The organism is Okeania sp. KiyG1 (genome assembly GCF_014132355.1).
GTDB lineage: Bacteria > Cyanobacteriota > Cyanobacteriia > Cyanobacteriales > Microcoleaceae > Okeania.
In genome coordinates this window covers 1-21,680 of the sequence record NZ_BLZO01000085.1, presented here as the reverse complement: position 1 = coordinate 21,680, position 21,680 = coordinate 1, and the positions used below count along the sequence as shown (strand labels likewise).

Annotated in this window: 14 protein-coding genes and 1 tRNA gene; 5 read left to right on the top strand and 10 right to left on the bottom strand. The window is 35.1% G+C overall.

Annotated elements, in window-relative coordinates:
- Positions 1–75: 75 nt before the first annotated feature.
- From SAGCYANO_RS18380 to SAGCYANO_RS18355, 7 genes are all read right to left on the bottom strand, one after another.
- Positions 76–4,404, bottom strand: a complete 4,329-nt coding sequence (locus SAGCYANO_RS18380) for a tetratricopeptide repeat protein (protein ID WP_237396319.1) — start codon at positions 4,402–4,404, stop codon at positions 76–78.
- Between the two features lie 53 nt (positions 4,405–4,457).
- Positions 4,458–4,673: a tetratricopeptide repeat protein gene (locus SAGCYANO_RS44895; RefSeq protein WP_237396318.1), complete on the bottom strand. Its 216-nt coding sequence runs from the start codon at positions 4,671–4,673 to the stop codon at positions 4,458–4,460.
- A 2,761-nt stretch (positions 4,674–7,434) separates the two neighbouring features.
- Positions 7,435–7,578 (bottom strand): hypothetical protein, encoded by a 144-nt coding sequence (locus SAGCYANO_RS18375; RefSeq protein WP_202221390.1) that lies wholly within the window; start codon positions 7,576–7,578, stop codon positions 7,435–7,437.
- Positions 7,579–8,304: 726 nt separating this feature from the next.
- Positions 8,305–8,448: a hypothetical protein gene (locus tag SAGCYANO_RS18370; protein ID WP_202221390.1), complete on the bottom strand. Its 144-nt coding sequence runs from the start codon at positions 8,446–8,448 to the stop codon at positions 8,305–8,307.
- Between the two features lie 577 nt (positions 8,449–9,025).
- Positions 9,026–11,941: a tetratricopeptide repeat protein gene (locus SAGCYANO_RS18365; protein ID WP_202221389.1), complete on the bottom strand. Its 2,916-nt coding sequence runs from the start codon at positions 11,939–11,941 to the stop codon at positions 9,026–9,028.
- Positions 11,942–12,701: 760 nt separating this feature from the next.
- The gene (locus tag SAGCYANO_RS18360) at positions 12,702–12,866 is read right to left on the bottom strand and encodes a hypothetical protein (RefSeq protein ID WP_202221388.1); all 165 of its coding nucleotides are present in this window, start codon (positions 12,864–12,866) and stop codon (positions 12,702–12,704) included.
- A gap of 121 nt (positions 12,867–12,987) precedes the next feature.
- Complete coding sequence (locus tag SAGCYANO_RS18355) at positions 12,988–13,893, bottom strand: calcium-binding protein (protein WP_202221387.1); 906 nt, start codon at positions 13,891–13,893, stop codon at positions 12,988–12,990.
- A gap of 900 nt (positions 13,894–14,793) precedes the next feature.
- Here SAGCYANO_RS18355 and SAGCYANO_RS18350 point away from each other — a divergent pair.
- Positions 14,794–14,883, top strand: a tRNA-Ser gene (locus tag SAGCYANO_RS18350).
- 373 nt (positions 14,884–15,256) lie between these two features.
- Here SAGCYANO_RS18350 and SAGCYANO_RS18345 read toward each other — a convergent pair.
- Positions 15,257–16,504: an RRXRR domain-containing protein gene (locus SAGCYANO_RS18345; RefSeq protein WP_237396315.1), complete on the bottom strand. Its 1,248-nt coding sequence runs from the start codon at positions 16,502–16,504 to the stop codon at positions 15,257–15,259.
- A 150-nt stretch (positions 16,505–16,654) separates the two neighbouring features.
- Positions 16,655–17,599, bottom strand: coding sequence for a serine hydrolase (locus SAGCYANO_RS18340; protein ID WP_202221385.1), 945 nt, complete (start codon positions 17,597–17,599; stop codon positions 16,655–16,657).
- Positions 17,600–18,452: 853 nt separating this feature from the next.
- Here SAGCYANO_RS18340 and SAGCYANO_RS18335 point away from each other — a divergent pair.
- From SAGCYANO_RS18335 to SAGCYANO_RS18325, 3 genes are all read left to right on the top strand, one after another.
- Positions 18,453–19,175: a C40 family peptidase gene (locus SAGCYANO_RS18335; RefSeq protein WP_202221384.1), complete on the top strand. Its 723-nt coding sequence runs from the start codon at positions 18,453–18,455 to the stop codon at positions 19,173–19,175.
- Positions 19,172–19,387, top strand: coding sequence for a hypothetical protein (locus tag SAGCYANO_RS18330; RefSeq protein WP_202221383.1), 216 nt, complete (start codon positions 19,172–19,174; stop codon positions 19,385–19,387). The genes SAGCYANO_RS18335 and SAGCYANO_RS18330 overlap by 4 nt, the downstream gene beginning before the upstream one ends.
- Positions 19,388–19,674: 287 nt before the next feature.
- Entirely contained in the window at positions 19,675–20,019 is a 345-nt protein-coding gene (locus SAGCYANO_RS18325) for a hypothetical protein (protein WP_202221382.1), read from the top strand.
- Between the two features lie 603 nt (positions 20,020–20,622).
- Here SAGCYANO_RS18325 and SAGCYANO_RS18315 read toward each other — a convergent pair.
- The gene (locus SAGCYANO_RS18315; protein WP_202221381.1) at positions 20,623–21,108 is read right to left on the bottom strand and encodes a gluconokinase; all 486 of its coding nucleotides are present in this window, start codon (positions 21,106–21,108) and stop codon (positions 20,623–20,625) included.
- Between the two features lie 33 nt (positions 21,109–21,141).
- Between SAGCYANO_RS18315 and SAGCYANO_RS18310 the strand changes: the two genes are divergently transcribed.
- Positions 21,142–21,609, top strand: coding sequence for a CYTH domain-containing protein (locus SAGCYANO_RS18310; RefSeq protein WP_202221380.1), 468 nt, complete (start codon positions 21,142–21,144; stop codon positions 21,607–21,609).
- Positions 21,610–21,680: the final 71 nt, after the last annotated feature.

Here is a 21,680-nt window from a genome sequence, read left to right as displayed (position 1 = left end):
GAACTGTTCTACTATTCCTCTTCCCTCTTCCTTCTTCCTTCTTCCTTCTTCCTTCTTCTTTCTTCCTTCTTCCTTTTAAATCAAACTAGGACATTTCAAATTCACCATTCCCAGTCGTACATGAGAACCATCTTTGAGAATAGCTTCTAAGGAAATTTTCATCTCTGGCGCAAATTCAATTACTTCTAATTCTCCCCAAAAACCAGAATGTTGAGCATCAGGATACTCAGGATGAATTTTACCTACATCTGGACGATGTAAATTAGCAGGAACTTCTCGTAAAACTTTACCTGATGTAGTTAAGGAAATTAGTTTGACTGTTACTGGGGGATATTTTTTTCCTACTACCCACCCACCTATACAAATAGAAGTAATATTTTGCTCTATTCCTGGTTTGGGTACATCTATAGAACAACCAACTATTTCTGCATCTTTTTCATATAAAGAAATACCAACTTCGACATTTGTGTTAACCCTTAAACTGAAGTCTTCTTGTTGTCGAGTTAGATGAGGGTTATAACAAGGATCTTCATCTATTACATATTTCCACCTTTGCTTCATCTTCTGAATTTCTTGTTGGAAACGTAATTGTTTTTCTCCTGTATTTTCTACTCCTCGACTTTTCGATTCATGGTGATACAAAACAGCGTGAGGTACATAAATATTTCGATAGTCTTTATCTAGCATTTTCAAACATAAATCTACATCATTAAATGCTACGGCCAATTCTTCATCAAAGCCTCCAATTTCTTCAAAAACTTTTCGCCGACACATTAAACAAGCGGCAGTTACAGCGGAATAATTATTTACAGAAATAATTTGACCATTATATCCACTATCAGTGGGAGAAAAACCACGATGACTATGGTCTGCTACGCTCCGCATTCCTAATACAACTCCGGCGTGTTGAATTGTATTATCTGGGTATAACAATAAGGCACCAACTGCTCCTATTTTTTCTCTTTGTGCTTGTTCGACCATTGCTTCTAACCAGTCAGGAGTTTTTACTTCTGTGTCATTATTTAAGAATAATAAATAATCACCTTCTGCTTTTTCTGCTGCAAAATTATTGAGCTTGGAAAAATTGAAAGGAATATCATATTCATAGCATTTGAAACGTTGTGGTTCTTGATTTTTCCAACCTTCGATAATATCTTTTGTTTTTGATTCGTCGCTGCCATTGTCAATCAATATTACTTCGTAATTTGGGTAAGTTGTTTTGCTAAAGATTGACTCTAGACATCTATCTAATATTTCTCCTAAGTTTCTGGTGGGAATGATAATACTGACTAGCTTTTTCTCTGGAATTTGATAACGAACTTGATAGAAACCAGGATGTTGAGGCAGGTTATAAATTGTTCCTTTTTCTCCTCGTCTTTCTAATGCTTCTGCTAATGCTTTTTTGGCTGTTTCTGTTGAAATTGTCTGATTTATGGCTACTCCATTTTCGGAAATTCTGCTGTGATAAAGTATTTTGGGAATGTGGAATATTTTTTGACTTGTTTCGCTTAACCGCAGAATTAAATCATATTCATAATTATTTTCATATCCTGCTCGAAAACCGTTCAATTTTTCTATTAATTCTCGGCGATATATACATAAATGACCAGTGTACATTCGAGATAAAAATGAGTCGGGACACCAATCTGGTTTAAAGTATGGTTGAGTTAATTTCCCTTCTTCAGTTAATTTATCTTCGTCTGAATAAATCATATCTGCTTGGGGATATCGATTTAGCAATTTCACCATTTCATAAAGAGCATCTGGTGTTAAGATATCCTCAGAATTTAAGAGGGTGACAAAATCTCCTGTTGCCAATGCTAAGGCAGTATTTAAGTTTGTGGCAATATCTCCACTTTCATCTTTCAATACTAATTTTATTCTGCTTTCTGTTTCTAGATTTTGCGGAAGTTTATCGGCAATATAACAGATTTCCCAGTTTGGATAAACTTGATTTATAACTGATTCAATAGTCTCTTGGAACTCTGGAGATGCTGTTTTTTCTGGCAAGATAATACTAATTAATGGTTGATATCGAAAAGTGTCTAAATTTTCCGACATCTTCTTTAGTTTTTCTGAACTAGGTAAGTTTGCTTTTAGCCATAATTGATAGGCATCTTCTTTTTCAACTACAGAAGAAGTCGAGGGAGAAATAGCAACACTTGTTTGTTCCTTATTTACTATTTCCTTTTCCCTTTTCAAAAGAGCGACATTTTCCTGTTCACTTTTCAAAAGAGTGACATTTTCCTGTTGCCTATCCTCTGTCTCCTGTTCCCTTAAAACCTTTTTTTTAGGTAATATCTTTTCTAACTGGGCTTGAATTTCAGGGTCATCTGGATTAATTTGTAAACCTAACTGATAAAAGGCGATCGCTCCATGAGTTTTCCCTTTTTTTACTAATGTATTGCCTAGTTGTAAATAAAGTTTGTGGTCTTCTGGTTTTATTTCTAATGCTTTATGATAAAGCTGTTCATTTTCAGGATTATTTTCTATGGCTTTTTCGTACCATTTTATGGCTTCATCTAAATCTAATTGAGCGCGTTTTTTCAGAGCATCCCCTAATTTTTGATAAGCTTCCGGTAGGTCTGCTTTTAATTCTATGGCGCGACGATATGGGTCTATTGCTTCTTGCCAATTTCCAGTTGACCACAAAGATTTTCCTAAGTTAATATGAGACCAAGTAAAGTCAGGATTTAATTCTATTGCTTTACGATAAGGTTCAATAGCTTCTGACCATTTTTCTAGTTTTAATAGACAGTCTCCTAAATTATTATGAGACCAAGAAAAATCAGGATTTAATTCTATTGCTCGACGATAAGGTTCAACAGCTTCTGACCATTTTTCTAAATTCTTGAAAGCTTCTCCTAAACTATTGTGATACCAAGAATTATCTGATTTTATTTCACTTGCTTTTTTATATACTTTGACAGCTTCTTCCCATTTTTCCTGTTGTGAGAAAATTTCCCCTAGTTTTCCATAAGGAATATCAAATTCTGGATAATTTTCCGTTGCTTTACTATAAGCTTGAACTGCCTCTTCTACTTTTCCTTGTTCTTGGAAATCTTCTCCATATCTATAATAAATTTCTCCGATTTTTTGCTTGATTTCTGTATTATTCGGTTCTAGTTTTTGAGCCTTTTGATAATTCTGTAAAGCCAGCTCTAACTGTCCCTGGTTGAATAAACCATCTCCTAATTTTTGATAAGCTTCTATATTATTTGGATTTGCAGATATGACTCTTTGATAACAAGCAACTGCTTCTGACCACTGCTCGTTTTGAATTAAAATTTCTCCTAATTTATAACTAGCTTCTACTAACTGCGGCTTTAACTGAATTGCCCCTTGATAACAAGCGATCGCTTGTTGTAATTGACCACTTTCATTCAGAGTATTTCCAGTAAATAAAAATTCTTCTGCTGTAGCTTTTCCTGGTTCTAGTCTTAATACTTGATATAAACATTCTGCCGCTGCTGCTGACTGATTAAGTTGAGTATAAATTTTGGCTAAATTACGATATGCTCCGGCAAATTCTGGTTTAATTGCAATTGCTCTTCGATAATATTGTATGGCTTTTTCCCACTGTTGTTTTTGAGCAAATATAGTGCCTAAATTTGCATGAACTTCTACAAAATCTGGTTTAATTTCTAATGCTTTTTTGTACCAATCTAATGCTTCTGGTAATTTCCCCATAGCTTGTAAAGAATTACCTATTATTTTATAAGCTTTGGGTTCTGGTTTAATTGAAATAATTTTCTGACTTACAGTAATTGCTTGTTGCCATTTTTTCTGATTCACATAAGTCTCTGCCACCATCATATAAGTTTCTATATCTTCAGTATTAATGGCAGTTGTTGGTTGAGGTGGAATATTATTTTTCTGTTCTGCCGCAGCTAGAGTATCATTAGCATTTTCTTCGTGGTTATTTAAACTGCCTACTAAAGTATCTTTCGGCTCTAATTCTTTACTAGAAACTAAATTATATTCATTAGCCCTAATATCTGTTGAAGTTTCTACTTTTGTCTTGGTATTAGTTGCTCTAAGTTCGATAGCTTTGCGAAAACAAACTGTCGCTTCATCTAAATTTCCTTGCTGTTTTAAAGCTTCTCCTAAATTTTGATAAGCTTCTACAGAATTAGTATTTAATTTAATAGCAATTCGGTAACAAGATATTGCCTCGTTTAAACTACCCTGTTGCTGTAGATTTTTACCTAAATTAAGAATTTCTTCTAGGGTAGCTTTTTCAGGTTCTAGAGAAAATGCTTTGTACTGACAATATGTAGCAGATTTTTGGTTACCCAAACGTAACCATACTTTCGTCATATTACGATAAACTCCGGCAAAATCTGGCTTCAAGTTTACAGCTTTTTGATAATAGGATATTGCCTCTTGCCATTTTTGCTGCATGGCGTATAAACTGCCGAGATTAGCATATATTTCCGGCCAATTTGATTTAATTTCTAACGCTTTTTATAATAATTTTCTGCTGTTTCTAATTTTCCTTTTGCTTGCCAAACATTACCTAAAGTTTTGTAAGCTGGAGCATAATTTTCTTCTATTTTTATAGCTAATTCACAAGAAGCGATCGCCTCATCAAATTTATTTTCGGCTACATAAGCTTCTGCTTTTTGGTGGAATTTTTCTGCTGCACTTTCTGGAGGATTTGTTGATGTCATTGTCTCTGTTTTGTTTCCTATGATTAATTAAGATTTTACTGTCTAATTTGAGATGGCTTTTAGATTGCGAATCGCAAAATCATCTCTGTCTAAAATATCAAATGAATAATATAGTGATCGGGAATAAATTATGAGAATTTCACTTTTATTTGCTCTCTAAAATTATAGAGTCTCTCACAACTCAAATTATCTGGCTATATCTAGACTCAAACCTTGATTTTTCATTTTCTTTCTTCCTTTTTTTTAGAAAGCTTATGCACTTTCTGAAGGAGATGATTAATTAAGGTTTTACTGTCTAATTTGATATGGCTTTGAAATTGGGAATCGCAAAATAATATTAGTCCCAAATCTCAAATCAACAATATAGCGACCGGGAATCAATTATGAGAATTTCACTTTTATTTGCTCTCTAAAATTATAGAGTCTCTCACAACTCAAATTATCTGGCTATATCTAGACTCAAACCTTGATTTTTCATTTTCTTTCTTCCTTTTTTTTAGAAAGCTTATGCACTTTCTGAAGGAGATGATTAATTCAGGTTTTACTGTCTAATTTGATATGGCTTTGAAATTGGGAATCGCAAAATAATATTAGTCCCAAATCTCAAATCAACAATATAGCGACCGGGAATCAATTATGAGAATTTCACTTTTATTTGCTCTCTAAAATTATAGAGTCTCTCACAACTCAAATTATCTGGCTATATCTAGACTCAAACCTTGATTTTTCATTTTCTTTCTTCCTTTTTTTTAGAAAGCTTATGCACTTTCTGAAGGAGATGATTAATTCAGGTTTTACTGTCTAATTTGATATGGCTTTGAAATTGGGAATCGCAAAATAATATTAGTCCCAAATCTCAAATCAACAATATAGCTATCGGGAATCAATTATGAGAATTTCACTTTTATTTGCTCTCTAAAATTATAGAGTCTCTCACAACTCAAATTATCTGGCTATATCTAGACTCAAACCTTGATTTTTCATTTTCTTTCTTCCTTTTTTTTAGAAAGCTTATGCACTTTCTGAAGGAGATGATTAATTCAGGTTTTACTGTCTAATTTGATATGGCTTTGAAATTGGGAATCGCAAAATAATATTAGTCCCAAATCTCAAATCAACAATATAGCGACCGGGAATCAATTATGAGAATTTCACTTTTATTTGCTCTCTAAAATTATAGAGTCTCTCACAACTCAAATTATCTGGCTATATCTAGACTCAAACCTTGATTTTTCATTTTCTTTCTTCCTTTTTTTTAGAAAGCTTATGCACTTTCTGAAGGAGATGATTAATTCAGGTTTTACTGTCTAATTTGATATGGCTTTGAAATTGGGAATCGCAAAATAATATTAGTCCCAAATCTCAAATCAACAATATAGCTATCGGGAATCAATTATGAGAATTTCACTTTTATTTGCTCTCTAAAATTATAGAGTCTCTCACAACTCAAATTATCTGGCTATATCTAGACTCAAACCTTGATTTTTCATTTTCTTTCTTCCTTTTTTTTAGAAAGCTTATGCACTTTCTGAAGGAGATGATTAATTCAGGTTTTACTGTCTAATTTGATATGGCTTTGAAATTGGGAATCGCAAAATAATATTAGTCCCAAATCTCAAATCAACAATATAGCGACCGGGAATCAATTATGAGAATTTCACTTGAATTTTTCTCTAAAATTCTAAAATTATAGAGTCTCTCATAACTCAAATTATCTGGCTATATCTAGACTCAAACCTTGATTTTTCATTTTCTTTCTTCCTTTTTTTTAGAAAGCTTATGCACTTTCTGAAGGAGATGATTAATTCAGGTTTTACTGTCTAATTTGATATGGCTTTGAAATTGGGAATCGCAAAATAATATTAGTCCCAAATCTCAAATCAACAATATAGCTATCGGGAATCAATTATGAGAATTTCACTTTTATTTGCTCTCTAAAATTCTAAAATTATAGAGTCTCTCATAACTCAAATTATCTGGCTATATCTAGACTCAAACCTTGATTTTTCATTTTCTTTCTTCCTTTTTTAGAAAGCTTATGCACTTTCTGAAGGAGATGATTAATTCAGGTTTTACTATCTAATTTCAGATGGCTTTTAGATTGCGAATCGCAAAATCATCTCTTTCCAAAATCTCAAATCAACAATATAGCAGTCGGGAATAAATTATGAGAATTTCACTTGGATTTTTCTTGAAAATTAGAGAACATCTCACAACTCAAATAATCTAGCTATATCTAGACTCAAACCTTGATTTTTCATTTTCTTTATTCCTTTTTTTTTGAAAGCTTATGCACTTTCTGTAGGATTTATTGATTTCATTGTCTCTCTTTTGTTGGCGATGATTAATTCAGGTTTTACTATCTAATTTCAGATGGCTTTTAGATTGCGAATCGCAAAATCATCTCTTTCCAAAATCTCAAATCAACAATATAGCAGTCGGGAATAAATTATGAGAATTTCACTTGGATTTTTCTTGAAAATTAGAGAATATCTCACAACTCAAATAATCTAGCTATATCTAGACTCAAACCTTGATTTTTCATTTTCTTTCTTCCTTTTTTTTGAAAGCTTATGCATTTTCTGGAGGAGATGATTAATTCAGGTTTTACTGTCTAATTTGATATGGCTTTGAAATTGGGAATCGCAAAATAATATTAGTCCCAAATCTCAAATCAACAATATAGCTATCGGGAATCAATTATGAGAATTTCACTTGAATTTTTCTCTAAAATTATAGAGTCTCTCATAACTCAAATTATTCAGACAAAGCAATATTTTATCTTCTGCCTTACCCCTTTCAAAGAGGTGTTGATGGGATGCCTTTTGCCTTCTTCCTTTACATAAAATTCTGCTTTTTGATGGAATTTTTCGGCTACACTTTCTGTAGGATTTATTGATTTCATTGTCTCTCTTTGTTGGCGATGATTAATTCAGGTTTTACTATCTAATTTCAGATGGCTTTTAGATTGCGAATCGCAAAATCATCTCTTTCCAAAATCTCAAATCAACAATATAGCAGTCGGGAATAAATTATGAGAATTTCACTTGGATTTTTTCTTGAAAATTAGAGAACATCTCACAACTCAAATAATCTAGCTATATCTAGACTCAAACCTTGATTTTTCATTTTCTTTCTTCCTTTTTTTTTGAAAGCTTATGCATTTTCTGAAGGATTTATTGATTTCATTGTCTCTCTTTTGTTGGCGATGATTAATTCAGGTTTTACTATCTAATTTCAGATGGCTTTTAGATTGCGAATCGCAAAATCATCTCTTTCCAAAATCTCAAATCAACAATATAGCAGTCGGGAATAAATTATGAGAATTTCACTTGGATTTTTCTTGAAAATTAGAGAATATCTCACAACTCAAATAATCTAGCTATATCTAGACTCAAACCTTGATTTTTCATTTTCTTTCTTCCTTTTTTTTAGAAAGCTTATGCACTTTCTGAAGGAGATGATTAATTCAGGTTTTACTGTCTAATTTGATATGGCTTTGAAATTGGGAATCGCAAAATAATATTAGTCCCAAATCTCAAATCAACAATATAGCTATCGGGAATCAATTATGAGAATTTCACTTGAATTTTTTCTCTAAAATTATAGAGTCTCTCATAACTCAAATTATTCAGACAAAGCAATATTTTATCTTCTGCCTTACCCCTTTCAAAGAGGTGTTGATGGGATGCCTTTTGCCTTCTTCCTTTACATAAAATTCTGCTTTTTGATGGAATTTTTCGGCTACACTTTCTGTAGGATTTATTGATTTCATTGTCTCTCTTTTGTTGGCGATGATTAATTCAGGTTTTACTATCTAATTTCAGATGGCTTTTAGATTGCGAATCGCAAAATCATCTCTTTCCAAAATCTCAAATCAACAATATAGCAGTCGGGAATAAATTATGAGAATTTCACTTGGATTTTTCTTGAAAATTAGAGAACATCTCACAACTCAAATAATCTAGCTATATCTAGACTCAAACCTTGATTTTTCATTTTCTTTCTTCCTTTTTTTTGAAAGCTTAAAACTCAGACAAAGCAATATTTTTCCTTGTTTTTATCCCCCCTTTCAAAGCTATCCCTTACCCATAAGTCTTGAAACCCTTGTGGGGAGAAGGGGAGAAAGGAGAAAGAATCATAGTAGCTAAATAAAACTACTGAAGTTGTCTAAAAAAAGTGTACGGAAAAATACATTTTTTCTGCTAAAAAAGCCTAACCAAGACTCACCCATGACTTGTCTATTTTGTCAAATTTTATATTCAGAAAAATGTGGGTAATGGATAGCGCATCATCGGGGGATAGGGGGAATGCCTTCTTCCTTCTTCCTTCTTCCTTCTTCCTTCTTCCTTTTAAATAATACCTACAGCTTTAAGCATTAAATTTAATGACCCTAAATTCACAAAAATATCTTCCACTAAAGAACTTTCATACATTATATTTCTAATTGGATAACAACTAAATGCTTCACCAATTAGATAGTAATGCTCTAGTCCTAATAATTGACTAATCTGCCAATAATAGTATCTCAGATAGTGGGGTGAAAAAATTTCAATAATTTTTGTCCCTGGATTACAGAATACTATATTTGTTAAACCACTTCCATGAGGAGCTACTATAATCTTGGCATTGGTAAAAGTAGCAATCTGATTTTCTAGGGACATTGACTCTGGAGTAATATAGGTAAAACCAAATTGCGATAATATCTCTACTACCTCTGCTTCGTTCATTATTCGCCGATATCTAGCATTCCCTCTACCTATATATATTCTTTCTGAAAAATTCGACTTACTATTACTATTACCTAGAACTTTGAAAAATTCTTCCCTCAAAAATTTTAATCCCCACGGTTGTAACCATCCTAGATAACTAGAGTACGAAGGTACAACCAACTCTTCTGCTTGAATATGAGCATGGCGATCGCTTGCCAAAATTTTCTCTTCAGGAATGCCCAGAATTTTTAAAGTCTCCTGCTGAAAAGGTTGTTGATAATTATTCACCAAAAACCAATCTATCTCTTCTAAATTTATCCCCTGACGTAATACCTCTATTCTCGGCAAAAGGTCTACCATCCAATGAAAATACACATTTCCCGACAGTACCGATAATACTGCCACTTTACCATGAATTTTCTCTAGATACGGAAGCTCTTCCAAACCAAATATTCGATGTTTACTTGGGTCATGGTTCCTACATCCCGGTAACGGGGATGGATACTCCCTAGAAACATCTGCCAATAAGTAATTATCTGGAGTCATAATCGCGATCGCGTAACATAGTCTCCAGTAATTTTTCTTAGGCATCATCCAAGCTCTTCCCTCTCGTACTATTGTTACGAAATTGGGAGTCTGGGAAATTTTCAGAAAGTGAGAGAAATCTGCTTTACTACTTTTTGCATCTCCCGTCAATAAGGGTCTATCCCCTTTTTTTAGTGGTTTGAGGGAAGAGCTTTTTTTGTCTAAACCCTCACTCAAAAAATCCGTATCTTGGCTAAACCCACTCTTACCATTCAGACTATAAACTGCTGGAGCAAGGTATTTAGGTTCAAAATACTGATAAATTTCCCATAAACATTTACCACAATTTAACCCAAGACATTCTAAATTTTTCTGCTCATTTTTAGAGCTTAAATCCTGAATTGAAAGTTTAGTAATTTCTTCTATCCCCCTTTCAAAGGGGAGTAGGGGGGATGCCTTATCTTCTGCCGTAGATTTTTCTAATTTTACCTCTATATATTTTGGCAGTTCGTTCTTACTGTCTAATCCTTCTATCCAATCTTTTGTAGATAAAAGTAATCCTTCTAATTGTCGATCAAGCTGAAAATTATTGTTAAATATCTGCGAATCTAATATTGGTTTTTCAGACAAAACTTTACCATAACAATCTATCGCTTGCTCCCATCGTTGTTGCCTTTCCAGAACCTTTCCCAAATCAAAATAAATACTTATCGTCTCAGCAACTCTACTTTCACTTAATAATAATTGGATAGCTACCCGATAACTAATAATCGCTGAATTCAACCGTTTTTGCTTAACCAGACAATTCCCTAATAAACAATAAACATCTGGTAAATTTCCCTCAACTTGTAAAGCCTTTTGATAAAACATCTCTGCATTAGCATAAGACTCATTTTCCATCAAAACATTACCAAAATGAACATAATATTCAAACAAATATTCAGATATTTTCTCATACTGCTGCTGAAAACTTTCCGAATAACCATCTAACTTTTTCAGCTCCCTAATAAAATTAAAACCAGCTACCTTTGTCAAATACAATTCATCAGATACTATCCCCTCCGCATTCCCTAACTTAGACGCCCATAACTGACAAAAACCATCCACAAACTGATGATTAATAATCCCCTTTTGTAAATAAACAAAAGCAGCCTTAAACTTACCCATAGCCATCAAAGAAAAAGCACAATCACTATAAGCTAATACATTATCTTCCTCTGACTTTAGTCGAATAACCTCTTCAAAACATTTTACCGCCCACTCATGCTCCCCAATAACCTGTAATACCTTACCCAAATTATAATGCGCCTTAATCAAAGTAGGATTTAACTCTATAGCACGACCATAAGCAGCGATCGCTCGTGCCGGATTTTCCCTTGATAAAGCATGACCAATATTATTATATAAATCTGCTGAATTTGGCTTTAAACCTAACGCCTCCTGATAAACTTCAACAGCTTCCTCAGTTCGATTCAAATCAGCTAAAACACCAGCCAAATTATTATATGCTTCTACAGAATTAGGCTTAATTATAATAATTTTTCTATAAATATCAACTGCTGCTTGATAATTTCTTTGCAACTCAAAAACATTACCTAAACTCAAATAAGCCTTAATATAATTCGGGTTCAGAATAATAGCCATTTCATAACATTCAATAGCAGCTTCCAAATAACCAAATTGATGCTTTATATTACCCAGATTATAATAAACTGCCGGCCATTTTAACCCTAAATTAATCCCTTGTTGATATTGACTTGCTGCTTCAATCAACCACTTTTTCTGACTATATAATTGACCAAGATAAACATGAACTTCCGCCAACTCAGGCTTAATCTCCAAAGCCTTTGTATAAGCATACATAGCTGCCTGAAAATTGCCTTGAACTTGATAAATTTCTCCTAATATTCTGTAGGCATCCTCAGAATTTGATTGTAATTCTAAAACTTCTTGACAAGTTGCTATAGCTTGACCTAATTTACCTTCGCTCAAGTAGAATTTTGCTAATCTGAGATATTCTGTTATTCCCATCTTTATACCTCCAGGAGAATCCCATTATAGCCAAGCTTAACGGTGAAGGGAATAGAGGTCAACAAATAAATTTAGCACTACCGCGAATCCTTCTTAAAAGCATAATTGTATCCGTCATTTTTGTGCATAAGAGTTAAGTATTTGGGGTGAAAATCGAACTTTTTTTTTCAGGTAGTTGGATAACAAAACTAAGACCGAACCTAATCGCAATTCTGCCTATATAAACTCCTGGAAATTTACCTTTAGGGATTGATGCTGAAACCAAATCTCCTGTTCAAAATCCCTGAAATAATTTAGTTCTAACGGTGGGTTTGTTACCCTTAGCTAATAGTTAATTAGGGCTTGCTGATTAAATATAGAAGCATTGACTGATATTGGTAAGTGCCTTTTTAGGTCTTGAAAAAGTACAAGGTTTTCGGTGCAAAAAGCTCAAAAAGGAGCCGATTTTGGACTGACTATGGTAGAAAAATCAAGGGATAATTCTTCCTACTGCCTCCTCTAAATTCCCTATTTCTCCTGTCTCCTGTCTCCTGTCTCCTGTCTCCTACCCTCACACATAAGACTTTTGAGCGCAAACCCTAATTATTGAATATTTAGGTTTTTATCTCAAATTTCAAGCTTATAGCAGTCGAAGAAAACCTTCAACAATTAATAATTAATAATTAATAATTAATAATTAACAAACACCTCTCCTTGAAAAGAAAAGAATTGACGCGGAGCGTGAAAATTTTTCCTTTTTTCTCCTTTATAAAGAGAAGCTTTAAACCTTAATTATTCGGTAAGGAAATATCAAAAGCTGAAAACTCAGACAACACCAGATTTTTTCTTCTGCCTTCTGCCATATAATATTGAAAAGTACATTTTTTTGAGAACTGTAGACAAGATTTTTACTCCCCACACCACCCACACCACCCACACTCCCCACACCTCCCAAATATGCAACGCCCTAAAAATTTATCCCCCCTAAAATTAGGTTAGGAGGGAACAAAAATCTTCATTCTTGGGTAATACCCATATTTAAAACCGCATCTATATATTAACCAGACTTAGAAGATTTCAAAGTCAGTGTTGTCTAATGGGGTATTCGGAGCAACCCGAAGAATTTGATCTTCATCACCAATAGTTCCTGTTGGGTTATAGTAGACTAAACCACTAACAGGGTCATATATAATTGCTGCGGGGTTGTCTCCTTGAGTTCCAGGGACGAAGTTCTCAACCACTGCAAACTCATTTGCGGGCAACTGACCTCCTGCTGAACCACTTAGAGCATTAAAGCCGGCGTCCTCTGGAATAGTTGGACCAGCAGCTAGAACTATCTTATCTTCTCCTCCATTAAAGTCTGTTAGAGTGTCAACTCCATAAGTACCATTTTCACCATAGAAGAAGAAGAATGTATCAGCTCCATCGCCACCAGTTAAAATATCATTCCCTCTTTCTCCTGATATGAAGTCAGCCCCATCACCACCATCAAGACTATCACTGCCTTTACCTCCTTGAAGAGTATCAGCACCTCCATCTCCCTGTAGGAAATCAACACCTAGATTACCTCTTACTAGGTCTGCTCCTGCTCCACCTCTGACTATATCATCACCGCGATCGCCGAAGAGAATGTCATTATCTGCACCACCATCTATAGTATCATCATCTCTTCCACCTCTGAGGCAATCATCTCCTGCACCTCCGAGCATGGAGTCAGCTCCTCGGTTACCTTGGGCAGAGTCGTTGCCAGTACCACCAGTTGCAGTATCAGAACCTCCACCTAATGCAACTACATCATTACCACCACCTGCTGCCACGAAGTCATCACCTGACAAGGCTGAAATATTGTCCGCTCTATCTGTTCCCCCTATACGGTCTGCTCCTGGAGTTCCGATTCGGATACGCCCCCCATCATCGACATCAGTGTTAGGTATATCTACTGATGGTGTGGTTGGATTTGGTATTTGTGTCACTTACTTACCTCGTTTTTTAGAATTTACTATTGCTGATTTATCTGTGATTTGCTCAAAGAGCTAACTTTTAGATTCTGTATAGATGGCCTTTTAGTTCATTTATATCTTCGTTTATAGGGAAAAATTAACCCTTGTGAACCAAGACATTACAAGGATAATGATTGTTCCCGATACTATTTTCGAGCCATTTGCTCACAATGCACAGCAAGTGAGACCTACTGAGGGGGTATCTCCCAATGTCTAGAAGAAAACCTGTAGACGCTTTTAAAAACTTACGTTGCCTTGGTTCTCGGCGGTCGCAGAAGTTTTAATGACTTAACCATACTAGGGGTAACTTATCAGGATAGCGGTTACATAGTGGTCTGGTGAGCGCACCACAAACTTTTCTGTTTGTCAGAATTTAGCATAATGTATACAACTTGATATACAGTTAGACCAGTATAACTATATCAATATATGTTAACTATTATTAATTCATATTAATAAATCAACAATAGTTAATTAACCTCAAAAATTTTAACATAGTATAAGCTATTGTCAATTGTCAAATTTGCCTATTAATTTGAAATTATGTAGTTGCAAGTTAACTTTTGCCTTGAATAACTGCTACAAATTTAGTTTGTTCATATCATGCTAAATTAGTGGCATTGCTGAGGGGCGAATGGGAATATAAGTAGTAAGTGGGGGTAGGCATCCTGCCTGTCCCGAAAATATCAGGAACGGGAAAATATTAGGAACGGGCAAGATGCCCATTCCACTTCCACTTCCACTTCCACACAACTATTAAAATCCCAAGCGCATTTATGCAACCTCCAAAAACGACTTCTGACTTCTGACTTATGACTTTGTTAAGATAGACTTGCCATAACCGACAAATATCTGTTATAGTAAATAATCATTGGAGAGGTGGCTGAGTGGTCGAAAGCGGCTCACTGCTAATGAGTTGTACGGGAGAACCCCGTACCGAGGGTTCGAATCCCTCCTTCTCCGTTATCAGGAAAGGCAGAAGGCAGGAGGCAGAAGGCAGGAGGTAATTGTTCTTCCTCTATATTGATCAAAATAATATGGGTCTAAAACCCCGCCTTTTAAGGCGAAGTATTTTTGGAACAGGTCTAAAATCCCCGTTACAAAAATAACTTCTGACTTCTGACTTCGTTAAAGTGGCAGGTTTAATACTCCACCATCTACATAGTGCTTAAAATGTATTTGGGGTTTGTAGACACTGAGTGGCGTGTTGAAGACTATCCTTATGGAATTTTCCCTTCTGCCTTCTGTCTTCTTCAACAGAAGCAATTGAGAGCCTGGAATCCACCTCTTTTTAAAGGGTGGAGGAAAGGCAAACGGCGGTTTCAACCCCCGTGACTTAAACAACGCACAGTTTATTAGACCTACGAATCAGTTGGACTTTCTGAGGAGAAAACTGCCCCATTCGCCTCCAGTTATGGTTATAAACACTGATATTTTTAGTCTTACCATCGGTAAAACCTCCAACCCATCCAATGTAAATTTTTCCAGCTTTTTCAGCAAGGACTTTATCGCCTAAGCGTACTTTAAAAGGAGTAATTGTTCCACCTTTACGTTTGCGGATACCGCCTTTTTCCGCATTATCAAAGTGCAAGGCACGGCGAAAATAAGCCGATCTGGTTATTACTCGAAAAACGCCAGGACTGATGTTAACAGAGCCTTTCCAACCCCAGGTATCGCAGTTTTTTCTGGGAGTTACTCCATAACGAACAAATTCGCTGGCGGCTAAAGCAATGCCATCTACTGCATGAGATTCTGGCACTTGGGCTTTTTTATCTTTGACTTTTTCTAACCCTAAATGTTTACGAAAGCGAAGCTCCTCTGCAAGAGGCATTTGACTTGTGCCGTTATTATTTTTTTGCCAACCGTATTTGGTTTTGACTGGCGCAATAGATTTTAGTTTTTCAACACACCAGTTTTGCCCAACCATAACTGGAGAAAATCCTTTACCAGAACGCGCTCCTTTTCTACTGCTGGTTAAATCTACATCGGCTTTAACCAGTTCGTAAACAATAGTAGTAATAGGGAAAACTTTAGAAAGTTCTGTTATTATCCTAATTTCCATTTCCCTAGATGCTCGAATAGATGGAGCTAGCTTACCTTTTTTGCGACGATTATCAAATCGCTTTTGTCGGTGGGCACGTTGATTAAAAGGCACTTTTCTGTTAATTCTTCTCCCGCGCCTCACCCGACGTTGCAATGCTCGACCTCTAACATTTTTAATAACTTTTCCTTGCTTGATAACAGCAGAGCCAAGTCGTTCTTTAACGCGCTCAAAAGGTAAAACTAAATGCGCGGTGTAAAGGGTTAATTTTGCTGACTGTACTGCAATTCCCGTATAGTTTTTGCCTGGGTCGCAACCAATTACTATTTTCTGGGTTTGACAACCTGATGGTTCAGCTACCAGGCGAACATAGTATAACCCGGCATCGTTCCAGTGTTCAGTAGCTTTTCCTTCCTCGATCCAACGACGTACCCGTGATGCTTTGGTGGGCATTGCAGGGGAACCATTGGGATTTTGGACAGGTACTCGAATCATAAGAGATAATCCTTTTCGAGAAAGTTGTGTGTTCCTATGACCAACCAAAAACGTTGTGTCTCCCAATTACGGGATGCCTTTACCCAAAAAGGCCAACAGATAATCCAGACTAGGAAAACATCTGGAAGTGTTATCGCTTTTGGCTCATGGTAAGCGTCAACTCTTAGTTAAACGTTGGGTCGTTCAAGCTGCGTGGCTTCAGCCCGCAGAAGTTAACTCTAATTTTTTCATTGCCTCTACAAACTTTTGGGAAATATAAGGCATTATCCGTTCATTTTGGCTAAGATTCTTACCTTCTGTAAATACAACCAAAAGATATGGCTTAATATTTGGTAACTCAATATAAGCAAAATTATGACGCACCTGGGAATCTCTGATTCCCTTGCTCCAGACATTAGCATCTGGAGGTAGACTATCATCCAAAAATCCTATAGCTTGTTCTTTACCTCTATCTCTTAACTCATCTTGGCCAGAATTTTTCTTGAACAAGCTCATCATTTTCTGTGAAGCTAAAGGAGATACTGCAACCCCACCTACAACACTATGTAACAAACGAGCTGTGCTATGAGTAGTCAGTATATTCCGATTTTCCATCAATAGTCCTTGAAACATTCTTTCTCGACCATAAGGACCATCACACCATGTTTTTTGATTAACATTAATGGATTTTAACTCAGGCCACTTCAGAGATTGAAAATAACGATTGACAAAGTTACGTTGATATTTCCAGGTTTGAAAAGGTCCTGATGAAATTTCAGGTCCACTGGTAGTTCCAGTTAAAACATCTACAACTAGACCAGTAGCATCGTTACTGGAATAAACGACCATATCTCGAATTGCTCTTTCTAATTCTGCTGAGGTTTTGACCATTCCTTTCTCTAACCACTCATAGATAGCTATCAGATAGAATAAATGGACCATTCCACCAGCATACATCCGTTCATCGCCGCGATCGCTCCAACCACGCACTTGCTGTTGCCAAAACTCTGTAGGGTTCTTGATATTTCCTGCCATTGGTAAATCGTAGACTAACCAAGTTATAGCAATTTGCTCATTAGTTAATTCCGAAAATTCTATCTTGATTGCCTCTATAATGTCTTTACCCAGGATATTTAACTGTTCATCTCGATTGAAAAAAGTCATATAGAAATTAAGGAGTTAAATAGTAAAAATCAGGTATAGCAGAAGGAAGAACCGAAGGAGCAAAGGACTCAAGGAGCGAAAAATATTGCATTTTCTGGGTTTTAACCTCTCTATCTGTCTGCGCCCTTTCCTTCTAATGCTATAATCTTTAGAAAGAACTCATTCTTGTCCGTATTGCGGTATTGTAATAGACGGCAACTTGTTTGCGTAGCATTCCGTAGGAAATGTGGCGATAAATATAAAAAATAGGGCGGCAGGGCATTCCGTTCTTAAAGCTCGTGGAGCCTGATGCAATGGCAGGGCTAGGAATCGAGAAGCCCACACTATAGCGGCAGCTTAGTGTGGGAGTATGTCACAAAAGAGAAAAATACTTAATTTAATAATATACAGAATAAGTGAAAAATTATCTGTTAATTATTCCATAGTTATTGAAAATCAAAGCTATCTTTAAGTAAGCATTCAGCTATTAGCTGTCAGCTCTCAGCTCTCATGAAAGGGTTTAAATAAATATAGACTGTTTCAGCCAGCTTTTATAGTAAGTATAAATTCTGACTCAATTAGTCAAGCTTTGATCTAAAACTAAAAGCAATAGCTGTTTGCGTAGCATCCAGCAGGGAAGCGCTGAAGGCTGTTTGTGCAGCATTCCGCAGGAAATTCTTACATCTTTACAATAATAGAAACCTCCAATAATAAAAAATCAAATCAATTATCGTACTCTTATTCATCAATTCTTTCCCCCTACTCTCTACTCTCTCTTTTATGGAAATGTCTAATAGTGATTCTGATAACTAAGGCTATAGTTTATACATATAAAATATTTTAATTACTCCATAAATTATCCAGGGGAAATTTAGTGATCGACCGCCAATTATCTAATGTTATTGAATATCAGTGCCAAGATAATATCAATATTTATGATTCTTCTGAATGTAATATTTTGGCAACTCAAGCCGCTATTGGACGAAATTTACAAGTTATCCAGTTACAGGAAAAATTCGACAGTGCAATTTTGGTCAAGTTACAAGAAGATGATTATCAAGGGTGGTTAAAATATACAGACATTGATAAGATTCAACCAGCTAAAACTCCTTTTCAACCTCACATTTTTGGCGAGACTGAAATTAGAGAGAAATTACCAGAAATAATTGCTTTTACTTATAAAGCTATGAGCATTCCTAACTATTATCTCTGGGGAGGTACAGTAGGGCCTAATTATGATTGTTCTGGCCTTATTCAAGCTGCTTTTGTTTCTGTTGGTATTTGGTTGCCTAGAGATGCTTATCAACAAGAAGATTTTTGTCAGAAGATTTCTCTAGATAAATATCAATTAAATAATCAACTCATAGTCGGAGATTTAGTGTTTTTTGGCACTGGTGAAAAAGCAGATCATGTAGGATTATATCTGGGAGAAGGACGTTATATTCATAGTTCTGGAAAAAGTAAAGGTCGTAATGGTATTGGCATTGATGTGTTGTCTGAAGTGGGGGATGAAGTTAGTCAAAGATACTATCAACAATTTCGGAGTGCAGCAAGAGTGGTTAGGAGTTATCAACCGAGAAAGTTTTGTGGTTTATGAAAAAAGTTTTCTCGTACCTAAAACCTTATCTACGCTGGATTATTTTGGGGGGAACTTTATTTTTTTTAGCTACAACTCTCAAAGATAATTGGCAACAAGTTTGGGAAATTAGGATTAGCAATTCTGGGTTTGTCAGTCTGACGGTTGCTTTTTTTGTGACTATTATGGCTCACATTTGGTCGGGATGGGTATGGTTTTGGATTATTCAATAATTTAATCAAACTGTTAATTTGTGATGGGCTATTATATCATGTCCGGTTGAATACTTATTATTAAAATAGTAGGGGAGCGGGGGAGTAGGGGAGTATGGGAGTAGGGGAGTAGGGAAAATAGAAAGATTTACTGTTTAAGCACTCATGATAAGTTTTTTCATCACTAATTATCCGGACATGATATTAGAGTATATCTACTAACAAATATTGCTAAGTATTTACCAGGAAATTTTTGGCATTTTTATGGTCGTATTGCTGCTACAAAACAAGTAGGAATAAAAGTTGAAGTGGCAATTTTAAGTGTTTTAATTGAACCTCTTTTAATGGCTGTTGTGGCTTTAGCGATCGCTCTAGTTACTGCGACTCAAGAAAGTTTGATTTTACAGTTTTTGTGTTTAGTAATTATTCTGAGTGGATTTCACCCAATAATTTTAAATCCAGTAATTAAATTACTTGAAAAGCTTAAGTTAAAAACTATAAAACCTTATTCATCTCGACCTCTGGAATTAAAATTAAAAGGCTATCCAATCAAGCCTTTTTTTGGAGAAATTTGTTTTGTTATAATTCGAGGTTCTGGGTTTTTGTTGACGATATTAGCTTTAAATTCTATTGAATTGAATCAAGTTTTATGAATATATGGTGTTTTTAGTTTTGCATGGCTATTAGGTTTAGTTATACCAGGAGCGCCTGGAGGAGTTGGGGTATTTGAAGCTACTACTTTAGCTTTACTGGAGCAAAAATTTTCTCCTGGTATTGTTTTAAGTGCTGTAGCACTCTATCGTTTGATTAGTATTTTAGCTGAAACTTTTGGTGCTGGTTTGGCTTGGTTGGAGCAAAAAAATAAAAATTAAAAGAAGGAAGGAAGAAGGCTTTAGTCCCGCTACGCGGAAGTTAAAAGTTAAAAGTTAAAAGTCAAAAGTGATGATGAAACTTAGATATATAAATAGGATTTGCTGATTAAATCTAACAGTTTTTATAGATCAAGGTTTTAGCCTTTTTAAGTATCAAAAAGTGCGAGATTTTAAGTGGTAATGCTTCAAAAATTTAGGATTTTGGTCAAGATTTAGGCAGAACAATTTTGGGACAATTCTTACTTCTACCTCCTCGCTCATTCCCATTTCTCCTGTCTCCTACTCCTACTAAAAGACTTTTGAGCGCAAACCCTAAATACTTTTCCTACTGTTGCCTGTTGCCTGTTGCCTGTTGCCTGTTACCTGTTACCTACTATAAAATTTCTACAAACTATTCCTAATAGAATTTACAATATATTCTGGAGATTTTACAACATCTATATCTATTATTATTGCTTCTTCTGGCTCTTCAAGATCGTCAAATTGACTTCTTAGCATTTCGACTTTCATGAAGTGATTTTCTCGTTCCCTTAGTCTTTGGGCAAACAAATCAAAAGACCCTTTCAAGTAGATAAGTTTAATATTTTGTGATTCTTTTATCAGTAGATGACGATAAGCTTTTTTCAGAGCAGAACAGGCTAATATAATATTTTTATTATTATCTAACCATTGCTCAATTGCATTTCTCATTTCTATTAACCAAGGAATCCGGTCTGTATCATTTAAAGGATTACCACTACTCATTTTTTTTATATTAGCTTGGGAGTGAAAATAATCGGCATCATAAAAGTCATAATCTAGAGATTTTGCTAATAATTTTCCAATAGTAGATTTACCAGAACCGGAAACTCCCATTATGATAATAATCATTGTATTAATTCTCAAAAGTTCTTAAATATTAAAATGGCAATAGAAATAGAACGTAAGTTTTTAGTTAAAGGCAACGGGTGGCGTAATCAAGCTGTGGGACAAGTTTATCGTCAAGGTTATATGTCTACAGAAGATGGCATAACATTAAGGGCAAGAATTGCGGGAGACCAAGGCTATTTAACTATTAAAGGACCTTCTGTGGGTAATTCACGGTCAGAATATGAGTATTCTATTCCAGTTGAAGATGCTCAAGAGATGTTGAATACTTTGTGTAGTTCACCGTTAATTGAAAAGGTTAGATATAAGGTTTCTCATGGTAATTTTATTTGGGAAGTTGATGAGTTTGCTGGAGATAATCAAGGTTTAATTGTGGCTGAAGTTGAACTTGATAATGAAAATCAAGAAGTTGAATTGCCAGACTGGATAGGAGAAGAAGTATCTCACGACAAGAGATATACTAATTCTAATTTATCTAAAAATCCTTGGAAAAATTGGCATTAAATAATTAATAATTAATAATTAATAATTAATAATTAAATAATTAAGGTTTAATAGAAAAATATCAGGAAAAA

Bases quoted from the DNA above. Each gene is read 5' to 3' on its own strand.
- SAGCYANO_RS18330 (WP_202221383.1), top strand. From the start codon at position 19,172: ATGAAAAAAGTTTTCTCGTACCTAAAACCTTATCTACGCTGGATTATT.
- SAGCYANO_RS18380 (WP_237396319.1), bottom strand. From the start codon at position 4,404: ATGCAGCAAAAATGGCAAGAGGCAATATCCTATTATCAAAAAGCTGTA.
- SAGCYANO_RS18365 (WP_202221389.1), bottom strand. From the start codon at position 11,941: ATGGGAATAACAGAATATCTCAGATTAGCAAAATTCTACTTGAGCGAA.
- SAGCYANO_RS44895 (WP_237396318.1), bottom strand. From the start codon at position 4,673: ATGACATCAACAAATCCTCCAGAAAGTGCAGCAGAAAAATTCCACCAA.
- SAGCYANO_RS18375 (WP_202221390.1), bottom strand. From the start codon at position 7,578: ATGAAATCAATAAATCCTACAGAAAGTGTAGCCGAAAAATTCCATCAA.
- SAGCYANO_RS18310 (WP_202221380.1), top strand. From the start codon at position 21,142: ATGGCAATAGAAATAGAACGTAAGTTTTTAGTTAAAGGCAACGGGTGG.
- SAGCYANO_RS18315 (WP_202221381.1), bottom strand. From the start codon at position 21,108: ATGATTATTATCATAATGGGAGTTTCCGGTTCTGGTAAATCTACTATT.
- SAGCYANO_RS18340 (WP_202221385.1), bottom strand. From the start codon at position 17,599: ATGACTTTTTTCAATCGAGATGAACAGTTAAATATCCTGGGTAAAGAC.
- SAGCYANO_RS18370 (WP_202221390.1), bottom strand. From the start codon at position 8,448: ATGAAATCAATAAATCCTACAGAAAGTGTAGCCGAAAAATTCCATCAA.